This is a genomic window from Planococcus sp. TJ-302, from assembly GCF_058268455.1.
In genome coordinates this window covers 1,869,846-1,892,342 of the sequence record NZ_JBZDOI010000001.1, presented here as the reverse complement: position 1 = coordinate 1,892,342, position 22,497 = coordinate 1,869,846, and the positions used below count along the sequence as shown (strand labels likewise).

Annotated in this window: 21 protein-coding genes and 1 riboswitch; of the genes, 15 read left to right on the top strand and 6 right to left on the bottom strand. The window is 47.9% G+C overall.

All coding sequences use genetic code 11. From position 1 onward, the window contains the following. Positions 1-54: 54 nt before the first annotated feature. Positions 55-948 (bottom strand): DUF2382 domain-containing protein, encoded by an 894-nt coding sequence (locus AC4EHB_RS09230; protein WP_490981248.1) that lies wholly within the window; start codon positions 946-948, stop codon positions 55-57. 270 nt (positions 949-1,218) lie between these two features. Here AC4EHB_RS09230 and AC4EHB_RS09225 point away from each other — a divergent pair, with 270 nt between their 5' ends. The 4 genes from AC4EHB_RS09225 (at position 1,219) to AC4EHB_RS09210 (ending at position 3,460) form a co-directional block, all read left to right on the top strand. Then, a complete protein-coding gene (locus AC4EHB_RS09225) occupies positions 1,219-1,860 on the top strand; it encodes a Yip1 family protein (protein ID WP_490975274.1) in 642 nt (213 codons plus the stop codon). Between the two features lie 180 nt (positions 1,861-2,040). Next, positions 2,041-2,226, top strand: a complete 186-nt coding sequence (locus tag AC4EHB_RS09220; RefSeq protein WP_490981247.1) for a hypothetical protein — start codon at positions 2,041-2,043, stop codon at positions 2,224-2,226. Continuing rightward, positions 2,184-2,498: a GGDEF domain-containing protein gene (locus AC4EHB_RS09215; RefSeq protein ID WP_490981246.1), complete on the top strand. Its 315-nt coding sequence runs from the start codon at positions 2,184-2,186 to the stop codon at positions 2,496-2,498. The genes AC4EHB_RS09220 and AC4EHB_RS09215 overlap by 43 nt, the downstream gene beginning before the upstream one ends. Positions 2,499-2,617: 119 nt before the next feature. Further along, on the top strand, positions 2,618-3,460 hold the full coding sequence (locus AC4EHB_RS09210) for an STAS domain-containing protein (RefSeq protein ID WP_490975271.1): 843 nt from the start codon (positions 2,618-2,620) through the stop codon (positions 3,458-3,460). A gap of 42 nt (positions 3,461-3,502) precedes the next feature. On the opposite strand, the gene dapA is transcribed toward AC4EHB_RS09210, so the two are convergent. Then, entirely contained in the window at positions 3,503-4,393 is an 891-nt protein-coding gene (gene dapA / locus AC4EHB_RS09205; RefSeq protein ID WP_490975270.1) for a 4-hydroxy-tetrahydrodipicolinate synthase, read from the bottom strand. Positions 4,394-4,550: 157 nt separating this feature from the next. Continuing rightward, a riboswitch (Lysine riboswitch) is annotated at positions 4,551-4,729 on the bottom strand. A gap of 105 nt (positions 4,730-4,834) precedes the next feature. On the opposite strand from dapA, the gene AC4EHB_RS09200 reads away from it, so the two are divergent. The 6 genes from AC4EHB_RS09200 (at position 4,835) to AC4EHB_RS09175 (ending at position 12,901) form a co-directional block, all read left to right on the top strand. Next, positions 4,835-5,437 carry a class I SAM-dependent methyltransferase gene (locus AC4EHB_RS09200; RefSeq protein WP_490981245.1) on the top strand — a complete coding sequence of 201 codons (603 nt, stop codon included), beginning with the start codon at positions 4,835-4,837 and terminating at the stop codon, positions 5,435-5,437. A gap of 67 nt (positions 5,438-5,504) precedes the next feature. Next, the gene (gene ypfJ, locus AC4EHB_RS09195) at positions 5,505-6,347 is read left to right on the top strand and encodes a KPN_02809 family neutral zinc metallopeptidase (protein WP_490981244.1); all 843 of its coding nucleotides are present in this window, start codon (positions 5,505-5,507) and stop codon (positions 6,345-6,347) included. Positions 6,348-6,451: 104 nt separating this feature from the next. Further along, entirely contained in the window at positions 6,452-7,618 is a 1,167-nt protein-coding gene (locus AC4EHB_RS09190; protein ID WP_490975267.1) for a TraB/GumN family protein, read from the top strand. Between the two features lie 133 nt (positions 7,619-7,751). Beyond that, a complete protein-coding gene (locus tag AC4EHB_RS09185; protein ID WP_490975266.1) occupies positions 7,752-8,003 on the top strand; it encodes a hypothetical protein in 252 nt (83 codons plus the stop codon). Between the two features lie 377 nt (positions 8,004-8,380). Continuing rightward, positions 8,381-11,440: an efflux RND transporter permease subunit gene (locus AC4EHB_RS09180; RefSeq protein WP_490981243.1), complete on the top strand. Its 3,060-nt coding sequence runs from the start codon at positions 8,381-8,383 to the stop codon at positions 11,438-11,440. Between the two features lie 249 nt (positions 11,441-11,689). Next, entirely contained in the window at positions 11,690-12,901 is a 1,212-nt protein-coding gene (locus tag AC4EHB_RS09175; protein WP_490975264.1) for a NupC/NupG family nucleoside CNT transporter, read from the top strand. 15 nt (positions 12,902-12,916) lie between these two features. On the opposite strand, the gene AC4EHB_RS09170 is transcribed toward AC4EHB_RS09175, so the two are convergent. Further along, the gene (locus AC4EHB_RS09170; protein ID WP_490975263.1) at positions 12,917-13,063 is read right to left on the bottom strand and encodes a hypothetical protein; all 147 of its coding nucleotides are present in this window, start codon (positions 13,061-13,063) and stop codon (positions 12,917-12,919) included. Positions 13,064-13,247: 184 nt separating this feature from the next. Between AC4EHB_RS09170 and AC4EHB_RS09165 the strand changes: the two genes are divergently transcribed. Further along, the gene (locus AC4EHB_RS09165) at positions 13,248-14,543 is read left to right on the top strand and encodes an NCS2 family permease (protein WP_490981242.1); all 1,296 of its coding nucleotides are present in this window, start codon (positions 13,248-13,250) and stop codon (positions 14,541-14,543) included. A gap of 345 nt (positions 14,544-14,888) precedes the next feature. After that, entirely contained in the window at positions 14,889-15,074 is a 186-nt protein-coding gene (locus AC4EHB_RS09160; protein WP_290212582.1) for a hypothetical protein, read from the top strand. A gap of 133 nt (positions 15,075-15,207) precedes the next feature. Here the strand turns inward: AC4EHB_RS09160 and AC4EHB_RS09155 are convergent, their stop codons facing one another. Continuing rightward, the gene (locus AC4EHB_RS09155) at positions 15,208-16,113 is read right to left on the bottom strand and encodes a MerR family transcriptional regulator (RefSeq protein ID WP_490975261.1); all 906 of its coding nucleotides are present in this window, start codon (positions 16,111-16,113) and stop codon (positions 15,208-15,210) included. 146 nt (positions 16,114-16,259) lie between these two features. Beyond that, positions 16,260-17,459 carry an MFS transporter gene (locus AC4EHB_RS09150; protein ID WP_490975260.1) on the bottom strand — a complete coding sequence of 400 codons (1,200 nt, stop codon included), beginning with the start codon at positions 17,457-17,459 and terminating at the stop codon, positions 16,260-16,262. Between the two features lie 327 nt (positions 17,460-17,786). Between AC4EHB_RS09150 and scpC the strand changes: the two genes are divergently transcribed. Beyond that, positions 17,787-19,301: a succinyl-CoA:acetate CoA-transferase ScpC gene (scpC, locus tag AC4EHB_RS09145; protein WP_490975259.1), complete on the top strand. Its 1,515-nt coding sequence runs from the start codon at positions 17,787-17,789 to the stop codon at positions 19,299-19,301. Positions 19,302-19,353: 52 nt separating this feature from the next. Here scpC and AC4EHB_RS09140 read toward each other — a convergent pair whose 3' ends face one another. Continuing rightward, the gene (locus AC4EHB_RS09140) at positions 19,354-19,827 is read right to left on the bottom strand and encodes a VOC family protein (RefSeq protein WP_490981241.1); all 474 of its coding nucleotides are present in this window, start codon (positions 19,825-19,827) and stop codon (positions 19,354-19,356) included. 160 nt (positions 19,828-19,987) lie between these two features. Here AC4EHB_RS09140 and rlmN point away from each other — a divergent pair, with 160 nt between their 5' ends. Then, positions 19,988-21,058 carry a dual-specificity RNA methyltransferase RlmN gene (rlmN, locus tag AC4EHB_RS09135; RefSeq protein WP_490975257.1) on the top strand — a complete coding sequence of 357 codons (1,071 nt, stop codon included), beginning with the start codon at positions 19,988-19,990 and terminating at the stop codon, positions 21,056-21,058. A 167-nt stretch (positions 21,059-21,225) separates the two neighbouring features. Next, positions 21,226-22,362 (top strand): ABC transporter ATP-binding protein, encoded by a 1,137-nt coding sequence (locus AC4EHB_RS09130; protein WP_490981240.1) that lies wholly within the window; start codon positions 21,226-21,228, stop codon positions 22,360-22,362. Positions 22,363-22,497 lie beyond the last annotated feature (135 nt).

The window sequence follows — 22,497 nt, the reverse complement described above, 5'->3', positions numbered from 1 at the left end:
AGCCCCTCGGAAATGGAATTCCGGGGGGCTTTTTGCATAATCACTTTTGTTGAATTAGAAGCGGTTGCGGTCTTTGTCTTCCACATCGCCGTCAATGTCTGCTACTTCTTTACGGACTGTTTCTTTCACTTGCTCTGTATCTTGGACTTTGCGTTTGCCGATGACAATTTCTTCAGCAACTACGTCTGTTTTCGTCACTTCTACACGCTCTTCCGTCAATGGCACACGGATTGTGTCGCCTTCTGTATAAGCATCTTTAGAATCAAATGAATGATTCGTATCCGTTGAAGTCGATGAATCGTTCACTGGGCGGCGCTCAACGTATACTTCTTCGCGCTCAACAGGAACTTCGATTGTCTGCTCGTTTTCAACAACGTGTTTGCCGACATTCACTTCACCGGTTTGCACACGCTCTTTGTCGACATTCAAACGTTCTTCATGAAGGCGCAACTTTTCTTCTTCGGTAGTAGACGATACGCCATTTGTGCTTCCAGCCGCAAAACCTTCGTTTGTGTTGCCGGCTGCAAAGCCTTCACGGGAAGAAGAAGTTCCGCGTTTTTCATGAAATGAATTATAAGATTCGTTAAAGTCACTGTCGACATAAACCAGCAATTTGCCTTCTTCAAGTTGCCGGCGGGATTGTTCCGCATCTTTTTCATTTAAGTTCATGCTGTTGAATGCGTCGCCTGAAGCTTCTTCGCCTGCCAGCAAGTTGATGAATTTGCCCATGAAGCCTTCTTCTTGTTGCGGTGTACCGTTCGCTTCTGTTGAATCCGCTTCAACATGCACATGAGTCTGCCGCTCAACCATCGCCACCTGGTCGTGGTTTTGCGCAACGACATAAATGTCATCTTCGCTATAGCCCTGTGATTTCAACTCTGTGATTTTATTTAATACTTCTGCCTGTACGTCATATGCGCCGATCAATTTGTTTTCATGGTTTGTCATTATAAATTCCTCCTCCGTATATGGTTCGGTGTAGAACCTAAAAGTTAAGGTAGAGGTAGTGTACCCACCCTTTTCAGTATTATAAACATCCAAAATATACATTATTCTTGAGAATAGGAACTTTTCTGGAAATGAAAATCAAAGTTCCTCAGTCTTTACCTATAATATATATTTAATAAAAGCCTAATTAGGGTATTAGAAAATATCAGAGAAAAAAATGCGATGCTGCTGCCGTCCGTCTTTATATCCGAGAGGAAGGAGGAGGGAATTATGGTAAGAGAAGATCGATTAAGCAAAGAGCGTGAGGTGAATCCATTCACCGATATTTGGCTGAGAACGCGTGAAACAGTGCGTTTCGTCATTGAACGAAAATCGGCCAAATATATGATTTTGCTCATTGTCCTGACAGGATTCGCATCCGGCCTGTTAGGGATGATGAATACCCGCAGTTCGGACATGGCACCGTGGGCGGCCATTCTTCAGGCATTGATCACCGGTCCGATAGGGAGTGCTGTAGGCTATTTCTTAGGAGCAGCTATATTGACACTTGTAGGACGGCTGTTCAAAGGAACGGCGACTTATCAGGAAATGTTTAAAGCGCTTCCAGCAGCGCAAATACCGCAGATTTGGCTGTTGCCGCTGCTGATCATTTGGGCGCTTGCATCTCCGGAAACGTTCTTTGCAGACCGCGCAGATGTGGCGGGAAATCCAATTGTGGCAATCATGTCTATAGTGCTGGCGGTTGTTTCCGTCTGGACATTCATCATCGTCTGCAAAGCGGTGGGCGAAGCGCACCATGTCTCGTCTTGGAAAGGGTTTTTCATTGTCGTGCTGCCAGGCATCGTTATTACGATATTAGTGCTTCTTATTGTCTTTGTCATTTTCGCTTCGTTTTTTAATCAATTCTATTAGGAAGTTTATAAGTTCTGGATAGTTATGAAAGTGTAGATGGGGGTTTTTGTACCTCTCTAACTTTCAAATAATAGGATAATTTGGTTAGGACGCTTTTATTGTGAATTTTGATGATATTATGGATGATAAGAAGTTAAAAACGAGACAGAGAATTGCTAGGGGCAAAAGGGGGAGCTGCTAGTGCAACAGCAGACGATGCAACGCAATAACATAAAGTTGCTTGGAAATGGGAAAAAAGCGTTGGTGTCCGGGCACGGTTTGGGCTGTGACCAAGATGTATGGAGTGCGATCACGCCTGCTTTTGAAGAGGAATTGGCCATCCCATGGGAGATGCCGTCCTGCAGGAGTTGGCTGATAAACTCTTGAGCGAAATTGAAAGCGGAGCGATCGTTGCACGAATGGGTGGAGAAGAATTCATCATTCTGCTGCCCGGGCATGCCATACAACCGGCAAAAGAATTTGGTGAAAAGTTGTGTGGGCGCCTCGAAAAGGCCGATTGGCGGCATGTCCCTATCACCGTCAGTATCGGAGTGGCGAGCTACCAAGTGAGAGACACTGCTAGGGAACTGTTCGCCCGTGCAGATAAAGCGCTTTATGCTGCAAAGAATGGTGGCTGCAATTGCGTAACAACAGGATGACGCGGAAACCGATTATTTCCTGGGCAATAAATAAGAGGAATTTTTCAGTATCCTAAATCGTTGACTGACAGGTATAATAAAAGACAAAGAATGACAAACGCTACTTCGGGAGGTACCACATGAAAAGGGAAGTTACACTGCTCGGCCAACGGGTGGAAGAAGATAAATATTTAATCGCCCAATTGATCCAGGAAGAGGCATTAAAAGATGCCAGCCCGGCAGATGTTGCAGGCTATGGAGAGTTGCTGAAGGCGGTTATCGAGTTCCGTTCAGGGCTGATTGGATTGATCGGCAAATCCATCACGAATTTCCTTGATCCGCAACAGGCTTACGATGAGATTGCTGAATGGGGCCATGCCACCGGGAATTATTTCCTGAAAGAAGGCATGCAGCTCGATAGCGCTTTAGCGGAAACGAATATTTACCGCAAGCATATCGGGAAAGTTATCAAGTCGGAAGCTGTATACAAAGGCATAGAACTTGAAGTGCTTTTCGAGGTCATGGAATTTTTCCATAGCCTGCTTGACCATGCGGCGTATTCTTATAGTTTCGCGTACATCAATTCGTATCAAAAAAATCTTAAGGAAGCGCGCACGGAGTATTTGGAGCTGTCTTCGCCAGTCGTGCCCGTCAATGACGAAATTGCGATCTTGCCTCTTGTCGGGGCAATCGAAGTGGACCGCGCAGAACACATTCTGGAGAAAACGCTCATGTCAGTCGGCAATTTGGACGTTTCAACGTTAATCATCGATTTATCGGGTGTCGTGAAAGTGGATACCATGGTGGCACAACAAATCATCATGTTGACTGAGTCGCTGAAATTAATCGGTGTGCACGCTGTTCTGACCGGTATCCGGCCAGAAATTGCCCAGACGATTACGCATTTAGGTGTCGATGTCCGGCAGCTGGCACTTGGCGGCAGCTTGAAACAAGCCTTTAAAAAATTAACTGCTGAAACTTGATGCAAAAAACCCGCTGAAGCCTTTGCTTCAGCGGGTTTTTTATTATTGTGTAGCGGCCGTTTTTACTACGGGCGCTAAAGTTTCTTGTAACGTCAGTGTTTCTTGTTCCGTCAACGGAATCATCGGCAAGCGTACGCCGCCCACTGCTACACCAGCCCAGTTTAATGCTGATTTAACAGGAACTGGATTCGGTGCAGCAAATAACGAATTCATGACCGGCAGAAGTGTGCGGTGAAGCTGCGCGGCTTTTGCCGTGTCGCCGGCTTTAAAGCTGGAAATCATCACTTGCATTTCACGGCCGATGATATGGGCAGCTACAGATACGATGCCTGTTCCGCCAATTGCAAGAAGCGGCAAGGTCAAGCCGTCATCGCCGCTGTATAAACTGAACGTATCGGGTGTGCGTTCAATGATCTCGGCTGCGGCATCAAGGCTCCCGCTTGCTTCTTTGATGGAGACGATATTGTCGATTGCGGCTAAGCGCACAATGGTGTCGACTGACAGATTGACGACGCTGCGCCCAGGAATATTATATAGCATGACTGGCAGATGAGTGGCGGCTGCAATCGCTTGAAAATGCTGGAACATGCCTTCTTGTGAAGGTTTATTGTAATATGGTGTCACCAGCATAATGGCATCAACGCCCGCTTCTTCTGCACCGTGCGTCAACGTGATTGAAGCGCGTGTATTGTTTGAGCCGGTTCCTGCAATGACTGGAATGCGGCCTTGGACAGTATCGACGACAAACTTGAAGAGGTCGATCTTTTCGTCCTCCGATAAAGTCGGCGATTCGCCGGTAGTGCCTGCTACCACCAATGCATCGCTCCCGGTTTCAATTAAATGTTCCACTAGGGCTGCAGTTGCGGGGAAATCGATGTCACCGCTTGCGTCAAATGGCGTCACCATTGCTGTCACTACTTGTCCGAAATTCATAAATACCACCCTTTTCTCATTTTTTTGTGTGTTCTATTGTCTGCTGCTGCGTTGATCGTGCGTAATCAGAGGCGGCAAGCGTATCGGAAAAACAAAAAAGCAGCAACGAAGGGTCTCGTTGCTGCGATAGGATTAGCGTGTAAAGCGCTCAATCCATGCGTCAGATAGCCCTCCATATAGTCTCCTATATGACAGTCCTGCATTTGTTTAATGCAGACCCAGCAACATCGGCAATGAGCGCCTGGCCACTTCGGCAAATTCCCCTTTCAGCAGCTGTCATCGGATCTCATCATCCTCGAGCTGTCTACTGATGGTTTTTGCGCCTCTATCCTCACTCCGAAAAAGCGGAGCAAGAAATTATTGAATTAGCTAGACTTTACCAAATTCCTGCTTTAATTGCAAGTATGCAAGGCACTATTTTATAAGAATCGAGGAGATTTGATGGACGAACGGCAATACGATCACGACCTGAATATCCATACTTCAGGCATACAGCAGGGGTTCCATGATACCTTCCATTACAATCGCTACGAACCGACACCATATGAACTGCTCGAGACACTTTTCAATAGCTATCCTTTATCCCCGGAAGATAGGTTCGTCGATTTCGGCTCCGGCAAAGGGCGCCTCAACTTTTTGGTGCACCATTTGGTCGGCGCGGCATCGACCGGGGTCGAAATGGATCAGGGCCTTCACCAACAAGCCTGTGAAAACCTGGAGTCCTACGTGCAAAAGCGGCCAGCGGCAAAAGGGCGGATCCGTTTTGTCTGTACACTCGCTGAACAATACCGAATTCATCCCCACGACAATAAATTCTATTTTTTTAACCCATTTTCTGTTCAGATTTTCATCACGGTCATCAATAATATCCTGAAGTCCGTGGAACGTTCGCTGCGGAATGTCGAGCTGATCTTATTCTTTCCGTCAGAGGATTACATCGGCTATTTGGAGCATAGCACAGGATTTAAACAGTTCCAGGAAGTTGAACTGCCGGGAGTGGAAGGCGATTTAAGAGAGCGATTTTTAATTTACCGCCTCGATTGAAATGGATTAAAAGCGGTACCGAATGGGGTATAGCTTATAAAAAGTGAATGGCGAGGAGAGGAAATAGATGAAATGGAAGGGCAGAGCAGGCAGCGGCAACGTTGAAGATAGAAGAGGAAGAGGTGGCGGAGGCCTGATTGCCGGAGGCGGCATCGGCGGCTTGCTTATTGTTTTGTTGGTATCTTTTCTTGGAGGGGATCCGGGTGCAATGTTGGATACGATGGGCGGCGGATCGCAGTCAAATGAACCATATGTGGCATCCCAAGAAGAAGAGGAATTGGCGGAATTCGTGTCAGTCGTTCTTGCGGATACAGAACAGGTATGGACTGAAGTGTTCGCGGAAGAGGGCTTGGAATATGAGGAGCCGACCTTGGTGCTTTACACAGAGAGCGTTGATTCGGCATGCGGCACAGCGGGTGCGTCGGTTGGGCCATTTTATTGCCCCGGCGACCAGAAACTCTACATTGACTTGAGCTTCTACGAAGAATTGCAGACCCAATTCCAGGCACCTGGCGATTTTGCGATGGCTTACGTCGTTGCGCATGAAGTGGGGCATCACGTACAAAACCTCCTTGGTACCATGGGCAAAGTGCAGCCGATGCGCAATAAGCTGAGCGAGGAAGATTATAATGAGCTCCAAGTGAAGCTTGAATTGCAGGCGGATTACTACTCGGGTGTCTGGGCGCACCACGCAGAAGGCATGGACCTCCTTGAAGAAGGAGATTTGGAAGAGGCATTGACGGCTGCCAGTGCGGTAGGCGATGACACCATCCAGCAACGGTCACGCGGCTATGTCGTTCCGGAAAGCTTTACGCACGGCACTTCGGAGCAGCGCAAGCGCTGGTTCTATAGAGGTTTTGAACATGGCGATCTGCGCAACGGCAACACGTTCAACGCAACCGGGTTATGACGCGACAATAGTTGATATTTTCGGCGATGTGATTCATTATTGAAATAGACAGTCTTTGCGCCTTGCGGCGGAGGGAAATTAGGTTCTGTGAAGGAAGTAAATCCATGCATGAAGAAAATATAACGCGCCTGTACATCGACGGCCGGGAAATTATTCTCATCGGTACAGCACACGTTTCGCGCCAAAGCGCGGTGCAGGTCAAAGAAGTCATTGAAGCGGAGCGGCCGGATTCGGTATGCATTGAGCTGGACGCCCAGCGCTACCAGTCGGTGACTGATAAGAGCAAGTGGAAAGAAACCGATATTTTCAAAGTCATCAAAGAAAAGAAATCCAGCTTGCTGCTGATGAACTTGGCGATCTCCTCGTTCCAGAACCGTCTGGCTGACCAGTTCGGCATCAAGCCGGGGCAGGAAATGCTGCAAGGCATTGAGTCCGCCAAAGACACCGGTGCAGAGTTGGTGCTTGCAGACCGCAACATCCAGGTCACTTTTTCCCGCATCTGGAGCAATATTGGCTTCATGGGAAAAGCGCAGCTGTTAACCTCCGTATTTTACAGTATTTTCAGCAGCGAAACGATTTCTGAGGAAGACCTTGAAAAGATGAAATCGCAAGATACGCTGAACGCTGTATTGAACGATTTCACCAAATCGTTTCCGAAACTGAAAACACCGCTTATCGACGAACGGGATCAATACCTGGCCCAAAAAATCAAAGACGCCCCAGGACAGAAAATAGTGGCGGTGCTTGGTGCGGCGCACGTACCAGGCATCACCAAAGAAATTCACCGCGAACACGACCTGGAGAAATTATCTGAAGTGCCGCCGAAATCGAAATGGCCAAAGATTCTTGGCTGGGCACTGCCGATTTTGCTGGTCGTCCTTTTGGCGATTACATTCTACAATAATCCCGCTGCGGGCATCGACGGCACGATCAGCTGGGTGCTTTGGACGGCGTCACTTGGCGCCATTGGAGCGGCGTTGGCGCTTGGCCATCCGCTCGCCATCCTGACTGCGTTTGTCGGAGGACCTGTCGGCGCACTTCATCCATTGCTCGCCGCAGGCTGGTTCTCCGGTCTGATGCAGGCATATGTCCGCCGCCCGAATGTCGGCGATTTTGAAACCTTGTCCAAAGATGTATTCACCCTTAAAGGCTTTTGGGACAATAAAGTCACGCGTGTCCTGCTTGTCGTCGTGCTGACAAACATCGGCACTTCCGCCGGGAACATCATCGGCGGGGCAGACGTCATTCGCCTATTCCTGAAAAACCTATAATTAAATTCGAGAGTCCGGGACGCTTTGTGCGCCCGGCTTTTTTTCTTATGGCATGTATTGAAAGGGTTTTAGAACGGGTATAGAGAAGTAAACATACAGAGAGAAAGACATTACAGTTGGGGAGGAACAAATCATGGGCTTATTCCTTATGGGAATCCTGCTCTGGTCGCTGGTCATTGCATCGGTCATCTTGTTCGTCTACGGTTTATGGAAACGGTCATGGAAAGCGCTCGCTTGGAGCGGCGCGGCTTTGCTTTTGCCGATGGGCCTTATCGCCTTCGACGGAAGCGGAAGCATGTGGTTCAAGTTGAGCATAGTTCCACCGCTGTTAATTTTTGCGGCAGCATATTTCATGAAGAACAAAAGGGCTCAGCATATGCATTGAGCGCAAGGAAAAGGACCGGATATCTCCGGTCCTCTTTTTCTGCAATTTTCGATTGCCAATTTGGCCTTTCTTATATAAATATTATACAATAATTATACAGTAGAATAGTACATATATGAAGTCGAACTAAAGAAGTAGCATAATGAAATTCGCTCCGGATGCTTTGGGCAGTGCAAGGACGATTGTTTCTGCCCCTGCCCCTGTCTCTGTCCCTGCAACGCTGCGCTAGCTTCGGGACATGAAAAACCGTTGCAACGCTGCGCTAGCTTCGAGACATTGAAGTCTATTGCAACGCTTTGCGCTTCGCAGCTGTTTTGCGGAATATCGATAATGGAAATTCATTGGTTCAACTAATATAGAAGCGGAGGAGGCACTACATGAAATACCTATTGGATCGCAGCAAATTATTCATATTCTTGATTTTTATTTTCACCGTTATCGGTGCATATGTTTTTGTCACGCTGCCACAGCGGGAAATTCCGGAGACGCCGCCGAACCTTGTGCTGGTGTCAACAATTTTGCCAGGCGCTGGCCCTGAGGAAATCGAAACAGCCATCACCAACCCGATTGAACAGGAATTGCAGAAAGTGGATGGCATATCGTCGTTGCAATCGGTATCAGCGAATTCCGCTTCCATCATCACGCTTGAACTGGAAGACGGCTTCGACCCGGATGAGCTGGTGACGGAAATGCAGCAACAAGTGCAGCGCGCATCGAGCAGCTTCCCTGAACAGGCGCAACAGCCGTCAGTAGAAAAGCTCGACCTGACATTCCCTCTTGTATCGTATATGTTTTACGGTGATGAAGAGGAGCTCCGCGGTATGGAGCAAGCATTAGCCGAACTGTCTGAAGAGGTGGCATCGGTGAACGGAGTGGCCGGCACCGCTGTCAAAGGCTTGAACAGCCAGCAGATCCTTATTGAACTGAAAGCAGACCAATTGGCAGCGAACAACTTGCAGACATTCGAAGTGCTGCAATCGCTTCAACAGGCTAATCAGCCGCTGTCACTCGGCACCCATGACAATGGCAACGAACGGGTGGTTTTGACGGTGCAGCAGGAGCAAGGCATCGAAAAACTGAGAAAACTGCAGGTCGGTTCTGCGGCAGTGCCGCTTGAAGACATTGCAGTGATTGAAACAGTGGATGGCGAAACCCAAGACATTGTCACGTTCGAAGGCGAACGAGCCATTTCGTACACGGTATTTCTTCAAACGGGCCAGGACGTGCCCGGCGTGGATGAAAACGTATCCCAAGTGATTGACGCATTCAATGAAGACTTGCCTGCTGGCGTTGAGGCGGAACGCTACGAATCACAGGCTGAAAATGTCATCTCGATTTTTGAAGGATTGTATGTGTCGCTCTTGATTGCCGTACTTGCCGTGCTTGTGGTGACGACCGCCGGATTGACGCTATTCGGTGCATTTGTAGTTGCGGTGACGGTTCTATCCTCGGTATTGATCGGGATGATCCCGATTCCATCGATGGGCGTCGACTTGAATCAGATATCGGTCATCGGTTTAATCATTGCGATCGGTATTTTGGTCGATGACAGCATCGTCGTCAATGACAACATTCAGCGCCGCTACAAGCTGGGTGACGCCCCATTAGACGGCGCTGTCAATGGCGTCAAAGAAGTTTTTTCCTCAATCATCGCTTCCAGTTTAGCAATTGTCGTGACGTTTTCTCCGCTCTTGCTGCTGTCAGGGGGGAATGGCGCGTTCATCAAAGCATTGCCGAGCATTCTCATCACGACAATCATCGCGTCTACGATACTTTCGATTACTTTAGTGCCGATGATGCAGTGTTTAAAGACAAAAAGCCGTTCGAAAAAAATATCCGACACACCTGGTTTTCTGGGCAAGCCGCTTGAAAAGCTGGCGTTGTTTTATTCCGAAAAAGTACTGCGCGGCGTATTAAAGCGTCCGCTATGGATCGGCATTGGAGGATTGGTGCTGGCTACCGGCTTTCTGGTATTGGCATTTTTCACGCCATTCGAATTCTTCCCAGCTGCTGATCGCAAAGAGGTGACGATGAACGTACGCCTCGCAGAAGGGACTTCGATCGAAGAAACCAATGCATTTCTCGCTGACGTAACGGAAGGGTTAAGGAGCGATGACCCGAATGTCGAAGAGATTGCGATTTTCACTGGGGAAGGGTTGCCGAATTTATTCGCCTCTTCGATGGATAATACCGGCTCGAATACAGGGCAAGTGGCGTTCCGGATCGACCGGGAACAAACCACTGCAGCCGAGTTTATCGAGAAATGGCAGCCAGTGTTGCGCGACCAGTACCCGGAAGCGGAAATTTTCCTGGATACGATTATCCAAGGTCCGCCAGCAGGTGCACCGGTAACCGTGACCATTAAAGGTGAGAACCTTGAGGAACTGACTGCATTGCGCGATGAATTAAAAGCGGCGATGCTGGAAAATGGCGCAGACGTCGTCACAGATAATTTGGGAGATCCGGTTCCGGCTGTGGAATACGTGCCGAACCAGGCAGCGCTCGAAGCAAACCGCATTCCACTCAGCACGGTGACAGGGCAGCTGCAATTCTTGACCCAAGGCGTTCCGCTCTACAGCATTTACGAAGGGCAGAAGCCATATGAAGTAACACTGAAGCAGTCGGGTATAGAGAACGGCCAGGACATTAATCTGGCTGATTTCCAAGTGCCTGCCTCTTCACCGCAAGCACAGCCAGGGCCGCCGACTTTAGTGGGCTTAGATGAATTATTGACACCTGAGGACACGACTGCTTTGGCTCAGGTGCCGCATCAGGAGGCCGAACGCGCGATTACATTGAAAGCGTTTGGCGAGGCTGCTGATTTTGAAGCCAGCATGCTTGAAGTGGTCGATGCGCAGAAAGAAGACTTGGCGTCCGGCTATGAATTGTCGACGGGCGGAGAAAATTCCGATCAGGAAGCATTCTTCACTGAAATCGGTGTTTTGTTCCTGGTCGTCATCCTGCTTGTTTACTTGGTCATCGCGTTCCAGTTCAAATCGTTCGCTTTGCCATTCCTGGTCCTAATTGCCGTATACTTGGGCGTATCGGGTGCGATTCTTGGCTTGTTCTTAACGCAGACGCCATTAAGTTTCCTTGGCGTTATGGGGATTGTTTCATTGACCGGGATTGTCGTTCGAAATGCCGTCGTGCTGATCGATTTTGTTGAAATGCGCCGGCTGTCCGGCAACTTCAACATTGACGAAGCAATTATTGAATCCGGCTATGCCCGCATCAAGCCGATCGTCTTGACATCTGTGACTTCGATTGTCGCGTTGATTCCGGTCGCGCTGACGGGAGATCCGCTTTTCGAAGCATTGGCGATTACGATCATTGCAGGGCTGACGTTCTCCAGCCTTTTCACCTTGGTGATGATTCCGGCACTTTATCTTGTGTTTTACCGGATTAGCCACCGAAAAAATAAAGTTAGCGCGCAGTGATAAGCTGCGCGTTTTTTAAATGATTCAGTGGGTAATAAAGTGGGAGAAGAAAGAACGGCGGCTGAAAAAGGTTCCATAATGTGAATTTTCATTGCATTTAAACATTTTTCTATTAAAGATTTGTCACAGGTTAGGCATTTACTTATCATCGTGGATTTGATAAGATGTCTGACGACAGAGGACTAGCTTTAAGGAAAACCAATCCGAAATGAAAGCGTTTCAGATTGAAAAAAACAATGAGGTGAAAATGTGAATTTCTTATGGGGTTTATTCGGTGTATTCGTCGTCCTGGGACTTGCCTTTTTAATGTCAAGTGCTCGTAAATCAATTAAGCTGCGCACCATTTTGGGCGGTTTAGCAATACAGATTACTTTTGCGTTCATGGTGCTGCAATGGGAATTGGGCAGAAACGCTTTATTATGGCTTTCAAATAAAGTGCAAAACGTTATCAATTACGCAAAAGAAGGGATCAACTTCGTATTTGGGCCAGCGGCAGACGCAGCAAACTTCGGTTTCGTTTTCGCGTTCCAAGTCTTGACGATCATTATCTTCTTTTCTTCATTGATTTCGGTTTTGTATTATTTGGGAATCATGCAATGGTTTATTAAAATTCTTGGTGGCGCGCTTTCGAAATTGCTGGGAACAAGCAAAGCGGAATCCGTTTCCGCAGCGGCAAACATCTTCGTTGGCCAAACGGAAGCACCGCTCGTTATCCGCCCGTTCATCGCAAACATGACAAAGTCGGAATTATTCGCAGTTATGACAGGCGGACTGGCTTCAGTAGCCGGTTCTACGTTGGCGGGTTACGCGCTCTTGGGCGTGCCTCTCGAATACCTGTTGGCCGCCAGCTTCATGGCCGCTCCTGCCGGTTTGATCATGGCGAAAATCATGATGCCGGAAACAGAAGAAATTGTTGAAAAAGAATTCGTCATGGAAAAAGACCAGTCATCGGTCAACGTCGTCGATGCTGCCGCACGCGGTGCAGCAGATGGTTTGCAGCTTGCGCTGAATGTCGGTGCAATGCTTCTTGCGTTCATCGCCTTGATCGCTATGCTGAACGGGATGCTTGGCGGAATTGGCTCGTGGTTCGGAGCTGATAACCTGACAATCCAAGGCATCCTTGGCTTCGTCTTCGCCCCGCTTGCTTTCGCAATCGGCGTGCCATGGGAAGAAGCTGTACAGGCAGGCAGTTTCATCGGCCAGAAACTGGTATTGAATGAATTTGTCGCTTACACAGCATTTGCCCCGGAAATTGCAAACTTGTCACCTAAAACTGTGTTGGTAATCAGCTTCGCGTTGTGTGGATTCGCTAACTTGAGCTCGCTTGCTATCCTGCTAGGCGGATTGGGTGCTCTTGCGCCGAACCGCCGTCCGGACATCGCTCGCCTCGGCATGCGTGCTGTAGCGGCTGGTATGCTTGCTTCACTACTAAGTGCAGCAATCGCCGGCATGTTCGTTTAATAGAGTATAAAAACCTCACCCGCGGGTAATCCACGGGTGAGGTTTTTTGTTTGAAAGTAAATTTTCTTTTTTGTAGGTGGGAGCTAGCTTCCTTTGCGGATGCTCCCCCGCAAGGCGCAGCAGCAAGGTTTCCAATGCTTCGTTTTCAGTCAATCGCTCCAATCGATCACCTCTGGGTAAAGTATCTGAATTATAGCATCACTGATGCCAATAAACCATACAAGATGACAAGCGCCAACCCTTGACACTAAAGCATTTTCGGATTACAATTTTGTCTTGGCTTACCTATAAAATTTATAGGCAGAGCGGGTAGGGAGAGGGCTAATTTAATAGAAGGTTGAAATATATGTTTAATTGGATGGACCGATTTTTCGGTCTTCAAAAAAACGGTACGACGGTAAAGCGCGAAATGACGGCGGGATTAATCGGCTTCTTTACAGTCGTTTACATCATTGCAGTCAACTCGTTGATCTTATCGGAAGGCGGTATGCCGATCGAGGCGGCAATCATCGCAACAATCGGCGCCTCGGTGTTCGGGGCTTTCGTGATGGGCTTCTGGGGTAATGCGCCAATCCTATTGGTGCCTGGCATGGGCATCAATGCGCTGTTTTCATACACGATGGTGCAGTCGATGGGCCTGACGTGGCAGGAAGCACTTGCAGTAGTCTTTGTCACCGGTGCGATTTTCGTAGCGATCGCTTTCACGCGCTTTGCGAAAGTGATCAGCGCAGCTGTGCCGCATTCGCTGAAAGAAGCGATTACGGTCGGCCTTGGCCTGTTCCTGATGCTGCTGGGCCTTGAAAAAGGCGGGCTCGTCATACGTGGAGAAGCGTCGATTCTGGCGCTTGGTTCACTTAGCGATCCAACTGTGATGGCAACGGCATTGACGCTAATCCTGGCGGTCATTTTGTTTATCCGCAATGTGCCGGGGAATTTTCTCATCACGATTATCGCGGGTACCGTTATTGCGTCATTTTTCGGCTTGATTGATACGAGCAGCATGGGAGATTCTTCGCTTAATATGCAAGAAGCTTTCGCTGGCTTCGGCGCAATGTCGTTCGACAGTGCATTTTCGATGGTATTTTGGGCCGCGGTTTTCTCGCTGACCATGGTGATGGTATTTGAAAACATCGGAATCGTCCATGGCCAAGTCAACTTCATCGACCAGCCTGAAAAATTCGGGCGCGCCTTCCAGGCGACTTCGCTGTCGGCAATGGCTTCCGGCGTTTTCGGCACAAGCCCAACAGTGGCTTCTGTCGAAAGTGCCGCAGCCATGACAGCAGGCGGCCGTACAGGTTTGACAGCTATCACTGCCGGCGTTCTGTTTTTGGCTTCCGTGTTTTTCATTCCGCTCATCAAACTGATTCCGGACAGTGCGATTGCACCAATCCTGATCATTATCGGCGGGCTGATGCTGCAGACAATTCGCAACATCGAGATGAAAGACATGAGCGAAACGTTCCCGGCGCTGTTGATCATCGCGCTCATTCCGTTTACGTACAGCATCGCGGATGGCATTGCCATCGGCTTTATCCTGTACCCGATCCTCAAAATCGGAATCGGCAAATGGCGCGAAGTTTCTGTACCGCTATACGTTATCTCAGGCTTGTTCCTGATGAACTTCGTACTGCATTATATTTGAAACGCAAACCCCGCATTTGCTCCTTGCAAATGCGGGGTTTTTTGAGAAGTTAAATTAGAATCAATTCGGCAGGAAGATACTCAACATTGGCTGAACGCGCGTAAATTCTCCTGAGCGCGCATAACTCCGTTTTCTTCGCCGCTCCACCCGTCTTTTTCGCATGTCGCTTGTGAAATACATCCATTCCCCTCTTATCACGCTGCCTTTTCTTCACAATTTAAAACTCACTATCCGAGGCAATAAATTCAAAAGCTGAAAGTGGCTGTTTAAAATTTCTCGACAGCGTTTTCTTATTGAGCGGTGGTATAATGGAACAAAGAACACCGGAAAGGAGTTGCAATTCCCATGAAATACACGAAATCGAAAATGGAACAGCTCGTCAGCGATCATCCAGAGTTGAAAAAGCGCTTGAAAATTTTGATGAAAGAGATGGAGCTTGAAAAAGGCTTCGCGCTGAAGGCCCTGTACCATTCTGAAGTCACAGACAATGGCCCATACCAGAAAGATTACCAAGACCTTGACCTGCTGTAAGCAGCCGGGTCTTTTTTTGCATTTGAAATAACATTTTTTTGTTTGGCTTTACTAAAAAATAAAGATAATTGATTCTATTGTATCACCGCTGACTTTACATTAACGCTATAAAAGCTATACAGAAAAACTCCCATTAAGCATTGCTTAATGGGAGTTCTTTGATGCGGGCCAATTCTTGCTGCCATAATTCATAAGTTGGACCGATGTAGGAGACATTGCCGCTTGTCAACGGTTCAACGATGCCTTGTCCACCAATCATAAAGTGGATGCTGTCATTAGCCTTTCCGATGTCGGCAATGTAGCGCTCGACCACAGGACGGGAAGAGGGGTCGGAAATGGCCATGCAAACGATGCGGGTGTCTTGGTGCTCGACGATTTCCGCCAATCCTTCAAGCGGTGTGTCGGCACCGAAGAACATGACCGGGAAGCCGTTTTCACGCAGAAAAAGCGTGAAAAGCATTAAGCCGAGCTGGTGGAACTCGCCGCTTGGGCATAGCGCCATGACTTTAGGCAACTCGGTTGAAGTCGGGAACACACGGAAAAATTGTGTGAATCGCTGCTGGATGAGGTGGCTGATTAAATGCTCATGGGCAACTGGCATCGAGCCGTTTTCCCATTCTATGCCGATTTTCACCATCAACGGTACGACAATCGAAAAAAACACCGTGCGGTAATGGAAAAGCGAGAAGTTCAAATCCAATAAGTAATTAAAGCGTTCTGTATCTAATTCTGACGCGGCCATATACAATTCATAAATCTGTTTGTCGTAGGTATGTGCATTAAAATCACCCGGAACTTCCACTTTTTCAAACGGTTTTCTCTTGGAAGAATGCAGTTGCTTTACGGCCTCACTAATTTTAATGCCTTTTTCCTGGACTTGGATTTTCAGCCATTGCAAGTCTTCCAGATTCTGGTCTGAATAAAGGCGGTGACCGGTTTCCGTTCGGGCTGGCGTAATGGCGCTGTAGCGCGTTTCCCACGACCGGATCGTCACTTTTGGCATATCTAAAATTTTGGCAGCTGCTTTGATGTTGTACATAGCATTACCTACATTCCTTAAGATTTTTGTATAATAATTATACAACTTATTTCCGGACGCCGTAAAGCCCAGAGCCTTTGCAATATCGTTTATCGGCAATAAAAACCCCCTGCATCTTTTGCAAAAGATGCAGGGGGTTGGCAATTTCAGTGTGCGGTGCGTGTTTTGGCGGTGCGGCCGCGATGCCATGCGACTGTGATGGTCCAAGTGATCATGAGCATCACGAGGCCTAAGACAAACGGATACGAGATGTCGATATCATACAAAGCGCCTGCAAGAAGCGGCCCAAGTACGTTTCCGACGCTCATATACGCATTGTTCATGCCCATTGCAAAACCGACTTCACCTTCAGCCATTTTGGAAATCAGCGTATTGAGGACCGGGCGCAAAATTGACGTCGCAAGGAAGATGATCAGCGTTACTACGAAGAACATCGCGTAGCTTCCGGCGAACAGCGCCATCACAAAACCGGCGGCGGCAACGCCTAGGAAAGCGATAAGAATAACGGCTTCGCCGAAACGGCGGACGATGCGGTCAACGATGAACAATTGGACAATCACACTGACAACGCCTGTCGCCGTGATCATAAAGGCAATGTCCTTAGCGGTCGAATTAAACTGGTTGTCGAGATACAGGCCGATGACCGATTCAAAAGCCAGCAGCCCGAAGCTCATGACGAGCGTGATGACAAGCGGAATGAAATACGGCATGCTGACGGAACGGAAAATTTTCGTCAGCATCGCCTCGTTCTGCGTCATGTCCATTGTGGTGGCAGGATCCGCATCGATTGCATCCTGTTCTTTCAACAGTGCGACTGAGAACAATACAGCGGCAAGCGATACCAATGCTGACACAAGGAACGGCAATTTCAAGCTGAAATCTGCCAAGAAACCGCCGATGCCAGGACCCACGACGATGCCGAGTGACATCGCTGCAGATACCAGGCTCGTGCCTTTCGCGCGCTGATCGAGTGTAGTTATGTCCGCTATATAAGCGAAGATTGCCGGAATGAGCATCGCTGCTCCGATGCCGCCGATGACGCGCGACAGGTACAAGACCCAGATGCCGTTCGACAGGTAAAAGACGAACATGGAAATGGTAAGGCCCAAAAGCCCGTAGATGATCATTTGCCTGCGGCCGTACTGATCCGCCCATTTGCCGGCAATCGGCGAAAATAGGAACTGAGCTCCTGCGAAAATGGCGATCATCAAGCCTGCTGCCATGCCGCCTTGATTGATGGATTCGAGGTATGAAGGAAGGATTGGGATAACGATTCCGAAGCTCGCAATGGCGATGAACATATTAATCATCAAGATATATATTTTTTTGCGCTGGTCTGTAGTCATGAAATGCCTCGTTTCTTGTATAAAGTACAATGAAGTTTATTTGTTCAACTTTTTAATACTAGAGGCGCTTCCACATCTTGTCAATAAAAAAGCATATAGAGGGGATTCCTCATGTAGCTTCAGGATTCGGAGTTGTTCAGTCTTCTTTTGCACAAGCTCAAACAAACTGCTTGAAACCGGAGGAAATAATACGGGATTTGTTACAGGAGTGTGAAGGGAGTAAGAAAAACATGGCGTGAACAAGACGGAGTTTTATAGAATGGGGCTGCCATCCTTTATAATTGAAAGTAGGCAAGGAACACATTCTGGCGACGAAAGGTGACGAAGATGGAACAACACATTCAGCGAATTAAAGCCATTCAATTACAGGAACGGATTATAGATGCAGATGTCGCAGCTTCTTGGATTCAAGATGGAATGACGCTCGGGCTAAGCGGATTCACACGGGCAGGGGACGCAAAAGCGATTCCTTTTGCACTGCTTAAGCGCGCTGAAACTGAACATTTTAAAGTGAATGTTTTTACCGGGGCTTCTCTAGGCTCCGATATCGATAAATTGTTTGCAGAAGCCGGGATTGTGGCGAAACGCCTGCCTTTCCAGGCGGACCCGGCGATGCGGAAAAAAATCAATGAAGGCGATATGCTGTTTACGGACCATCATTTGTCCCATACCGCCGAATGGATCAAAGCAGGAGTCATCGAGCCGATTGATTTCGCTGTTATAGAAGCGCTTTCGATTACGGAAGACGGCATGATCATCCCGTCAACTTCCGTCGGCAACTCTGCCATTTTCGTGAAGCACGCAAAAAATGTAATCGTCGAAATCAATACAGCTCAACCGGAATTATTCGAAGGAATCCACGATATTTACGACACGGGGAAACAAGGGGAGCGCCTGCCGATTCCGTTGACGAAAGCGGATGACCGCATTGGCACAATCGGCATTCCGGTGGACCTTGAAAAAGTCCGGGGCATTGTCTTCACACATCAGAAAGATTCTCCTTCTACCATCGTTCCTTCCGATGCAGAAACGGAAATCATGGCCAATCACTTGCTGGACTTTCTGCGCTCGGAAGTTCGGGCAAACAGGCTGACGCCTAAACTGGCGCCTCTGCAGTCAGGAATCGGTTCGGTAGCGAATGCGGTCCTGCACGGATTGATCGATTCGGAATTCCATGATTTGCAATTATACTCAGAAGTGCTGCAGGACGCGGTATTCGATTTGATGGATGCTGGCAAAGTCGATTTCGCTTCCAGTTCTTCCATTACATTGTCTCAGGAGCGGATGGAGCACGTGTATGCTCATTTCGAGCAGTACCGCGACAAAATCATTTTGCGGCCGCAGGAAATTTCAAACCATCCGGAAATCATTCGCCGCTTGGGGCTGATTTCCATCAATACTGCACTTGAGTTCGATATTTACGGCAATGTCAACTCCACGCACGTTTCCGGTACAAAAATGATGAACGGCATCGGCGGCTCCGGCGACTTTGCCCGCAATGCCCGCCTCGCTATTTTTGTGACAAAATCGATTGCCAAAGATGGCAAAATTTCAAGCGTCGTGCCGTTTGTTACCCACACAGATCATACGGAGCACGATGTCGACGTCGTAGTCACTGAACAAGGGTATGCGGACCTTCGCGGCCTTGCGCCGCGCGAACGGGTTGAAGTGATTATTGAAAACTGTGTGCATCCGATGTATAAAAACCAGATGCGTGCCTATTACGAAGAAGCATTGACGCGCGGCGGCCAAACACCTCATATATTGGAAAAAGCGTTTTCGTGGCATGCGAACCTGGCGCAGCACGGTTCAATGCTTCTCCAGAAAGAACAATTAGTCTGATAAACTTAACAGAAGCCAGCCATCCCCATTGGGAATGGCTGGCTTCTTTGTATTATCTAATGCAGTACATTTCAGAGGTGCTGCGGCTGGAGAGTTCCAAAATGTTGCCGAAAGGGTCTTCTGTATAAACAAGGTAATGATTTTTATCTTCGTTCATCTGATGGATCCGGCTGCGCTGTTTGCCGCCTTGCTGGACGATGCGTTCAATCGCTTCGACCACATTATCGACAATCAGGCATATATGGAAAAAACCACGGTGCGCAGTCGGCGGCCCTTCATCGATGTCCGCTTCCTGGAACTCGAACAATTCGATGCCAACGCCGCCCATCGACATTAAATGGACATTGCGCATTTTTTTGATTTCCGGTCCCTGCAGGTTTTGCGTGATGTTTTCAACCTTTGCCTCGTCCGCATCAAACTCGGTCGGTCCTGACAATATGTAAAAGCCCAACACACTGCAATACCATTGCATAGCATGATCCAAATCCGGTACTGCCAGCCCGACATGTGTAATTTCGCTGCTCATCTAATCGCCTCCTGTTATATCTAAATTATTACCCTAAAATGGAGGGTTTAATTCATCTAAAAAAACAGATTTTTCAGTATAAACGAAAATAGTTGTTGTCAAGCAGGAAATTTAGTATTATAATAAGCAATTGTGAAATTCCGAAATGAGGGTACTACTAATGAAAAATTCCATTTATGGTTTGACGATAGATCAATTAAAAGAATGGTTTCTAGAAAATGGCCAGAAGAAATACCGTGCTGAGCAGGTATGGGACTGGTTGTATATTAAACGCGTCACTGAATTTGCTCACATGAACAATTTGAGCAAAGACGTCATTAGCTTGCTTGAAGATAATTTCGCGATCCGCACGCTTGAAGAAGCGGTGAAACAGGAATCAGCTGACGGTACGATTAAATTCCTTTTCCGTCTGCAGGACGGCAACTTGATCGAAACGGTTTTGATGCGCTTTAAATACGGCAACTCTGTATGTGTGACCACCCAAGTCGGCTGCAACATCGGCTGCAGTTTCTGTGCCAGCGGCCTGTTGAAAAAGAGCCGCGATTTAAACGCGGGCGAAATCGTTGAGCAGATTATGCAAGTGCAAGCTCACTTTGACGCTCAGCAAAAAGAAGAGCGCGTCAGCCATATCGTTGTCATGGGGATCGGCGAACCGTTCGATAATTACACGAATTTAATGGACTTCCTGACAGTCGTCAACTCACAAAAAGGGCTTGCCATCGGTGCTCGCCACATTACCGTATCGACAAGCGGCATTGTACCGAAAATCTACGATTACGCGGACGAAGGCCTGCAAGTCAACTTGGCGATTTCCATCCATGCGCCGACGAACGAATTGCGCACACGCATTATGAAAATCAACAAAGCCTACCCGATCGAGAAATTGATGGATGCGATCGATTATTATTTGGAGAAATCCAACCGCCGCATCACATTTGAGTATATTTTATTGCGCGACGTCAACGACCATGTCGAAGAAGCGCATAAATTGGCGAAGCTGCTTGAAAACAAGCGCCATCTATCCTACGTCAACTTGATTCCGTACAACTCGGTCAGCGAACATGACCAGTATCAGCAAAGCACACCCGAAGCGATCAGCGCTTTCTATGACGCTTTGAAGAAAAAAGGCATCAACTGCGGCGTGCGCCACGAACAAGGCGCAGACATCGACGCAGCTTGCGGGCAATTGCGCAGCAAGCAAATCAAAAAAGAAAAAACAGCTGCAATTTAACAATAGTGCAGATTGAAGGCATCCTCTTGAGAGGGTGCCTTTTTTGCGTTGATTGCGCTGAACGCGCGTAAACTGAGCGGAACAAGCTTAAATGAGACATCCAGCCCTCTTTTTTCGTAATATACTGATAAGTGATATAATCAAAATTAAAAAAGAGGTGGTAAACGATGGCAGAAATACAAATCCATAACTTAGGGAAAACTTATGAAAACGGCGCCGTTGCCGTGTCGGATTTCAACTTGGACATCCAGAATGAGGAATTCATCGTTTTTGTCGGCCCATCCGGCTGCGGGAAGTCTACAACGCTTCGCATGATCGCAGGGCTAGAAGAAATCTCGCAAGGGGACTTTTACATAGACGGCAAGCGTATGAATGATGTCCAGCCGAAAGACCGGGACATTGCGATGGTCTTTCAGAACTATGCACTGTTTCCGCATATGACGGTATATGAAAACATAGCGTTCGGCTTGAAGGTGCGCAAGTTGAAAAAGGACGATATCCACAAGCGCGTCACTGACGCAGCGGCTATTTTAGGATTGGAAGAATTTCTAGACCGCAAACCGAAGGGGTTGTCTGGTGGACAGCGCCAGCGAGTGGCGCTTGGGCGCGCAATTGTCCGCGATGCGAAAGTGTTTTTGATGGATGAGCCGTTGTCCAATTTGGATGCCAAGCTTCGCGTGCAGATGCGTGCAGAAATCACCAAACTTCACCACCGGCTGAAAACGACAACGATTTACGTGACCCATGACCAGACCGAGGCCATGACGATGGCAACGCGGATCGTAATTATGAAAGACGGCCTCATTCAACAGATCGGCAGCCCGAAAGAAGTTTATGATTTTCCAGATAACCGTTTTGTCGGCGGCTTTATCGGTTCGCCGGCGATGAATTTTTTCGAAGGGCATATGGAAAATGGCACGTTCAGGCTTGGCGAAAAAGCAGTGGATATTTTGCCCGAACAGCTGGCGTTCTTAAAAAATCAAGGTTATGAAGGCAAAGACATCACGCTTGGCATCCGTCCTGAATACATTCATGTCAATAGTGAAGATCTATCGAACTTGCCAGTCAGTGAATTTGAAGCCACAATCACGGTTTCAGAACTGACTGGTGCAGAAACCATTATTTATGCCGTCTACGCAGGCCAAGAATTTATTGCGCGCGTTGAGGCGGATACTGCCATTGAACCTGGGCATACTGCCCGTCTGGCGTTCGATATGTCGCATGTCCATTTCTTTGACACCGAAAGCGGAAACCGGATTATAAAGGTTGCAGCAATTGGCAATAAAGAAACTGCAGCCCTTTAAAACTGACTTTCTAGCAGTCTGCGCTGCTCCTTTTTTTAAAATTTACGGTATATTAAAAATATTTCATTTTCAAGTATGCGTTTATCTTGCGGGGAATGAGGGGAAATAAACAAGTATACACAATTAAGGAAAAGG

Excerpts from the sequence above, each read along its gene's own strand:
- AC4EHB_RS09140 (WP_490981241.1), bottom strand. The coding sequence starts at position 19,827 with ATGAGCAGCGAAATTACACATGTCGGGCTGGCAGTACCGGATTTGGAT.
- AC4EHB_RS09160 (WP_290212582.1), top strand. The coding sequence starts at position 14,889 with ATGAAATACACGAAATCGAAAATGGAACAGCTCGTCAGCGATCATCCA.
- ypfJ (WP_490981244.1), top strand. The coding sequence starts at position 5,505 with ATGAAATGGAAGGGCAGAGCAGGCAGCGGCAACGTTGAAGATAGAAGA.
- AC4EHB_RS09185 (WP_490975266.1), top strand. The coding sequence starts at position 7,752 with ATGGGCTTATTCCTTATGGGAATCCTGCTCTGGTCGCTGGTCATTGCA.
- AC4EHB_RS09190 (WP_490975267.1), top strand. The coding sequence starts at position 6,452 with ATGCATGAAGAAAATATAACGCGCCTGTACATCGACGGCCGGGAAATT.
- AC4EHB_RS09165 (WP_490981242.1), top strand. The coding sequence starts at position 13,248 with ATGTTTAATTGGATGGACCGATTTTTCGGTCTTCAAAAAAACGGTACG.
- AC4EHB_RS09180 (WP_490981243.1), top strand. The coding sequence starts at position 8,381 with ATGAAATACCTATTGGATCGCAGCAAATTATTCATATTCTTGATTTTT.
- AC4EHB_RS09215 (WP_490981246.1), top strand. The coding sequence starts at position 2,184 with ATGGGAGATGCCGTCCTGCAGGAGTTGGCTGATAAACTCTTGAGCGAA.
- scpC (WP_490975259.1), top strand. The coding sequence starts at position 17,787 with ATGGAACAACACATTCAGCGAATTAAAGCCATTCAATTACAGGAACGG.
- AC4EHB_RS09225 (WP_490975274.1), top strand. The coding sequence starts at position 1,219 with ATGGTAAGAGAAGATCGATTAAGCAAAGAGCGTGAGGTGAATCCATTC.
- AC4EHB_RS09200 (WP_490981245.1), top strand. The coding sequence starts at position 4,835 with ATGGACGAACGGCAATACGATCACGACCTGAATATCCATACTTCAGGC.
- AC4EHB_RS09155 (WP_490975261.1), bottom strand. The coding sequence starts at position 16,113 with ATGTACAACATCAAAGCAGCTGCCAAAATTTTAGATATGCCAAAAGTG.
- rlmN (WP_490975257.1), top strand. The coding sequence starts at position 19,988 with ATGAAAAATTCCATTTATGGTTTGACGATAGATCAATTAAAAGAATGG.
- dapA (WP_490975270.1), bottom strand. The coding sequence starts at position 4,393 with ATGAATTTCGGACAAGTAGTGACAGCAATGGTGACGCCATTTGACGCA.
- AC4EHB_RS09130 (WP_490981240.1), top strand. The coding sequence starts at position 21,226 with ATGGCAGAAATACAAATCCATAACTTAGGGAAAACTTATGAAAACGGC.
- AC4EHB_RS09230 (WP_490981248.1), bottom strand. The coding sequence starts at position 948 with ATGACAAACCATGAAAACAAATTGATCGGCGCATATGACGTACAGGCA.
- AC4EHB_RS09150 (WP_490975260.1), bottom strand. The coding sequence starts at position 17,459 with ATGACTACAGACCAGCGCAAAAAAATATATATCTTGATGATTAATATG.
- AC4EHB_RS09210 (WP_490975271.1), top strand. The coding sequence starts at position 2,618 with ATGAAAAGGGAAGTTACACTGCTCGGCCAACGGGTGGAAGAAGATAAA.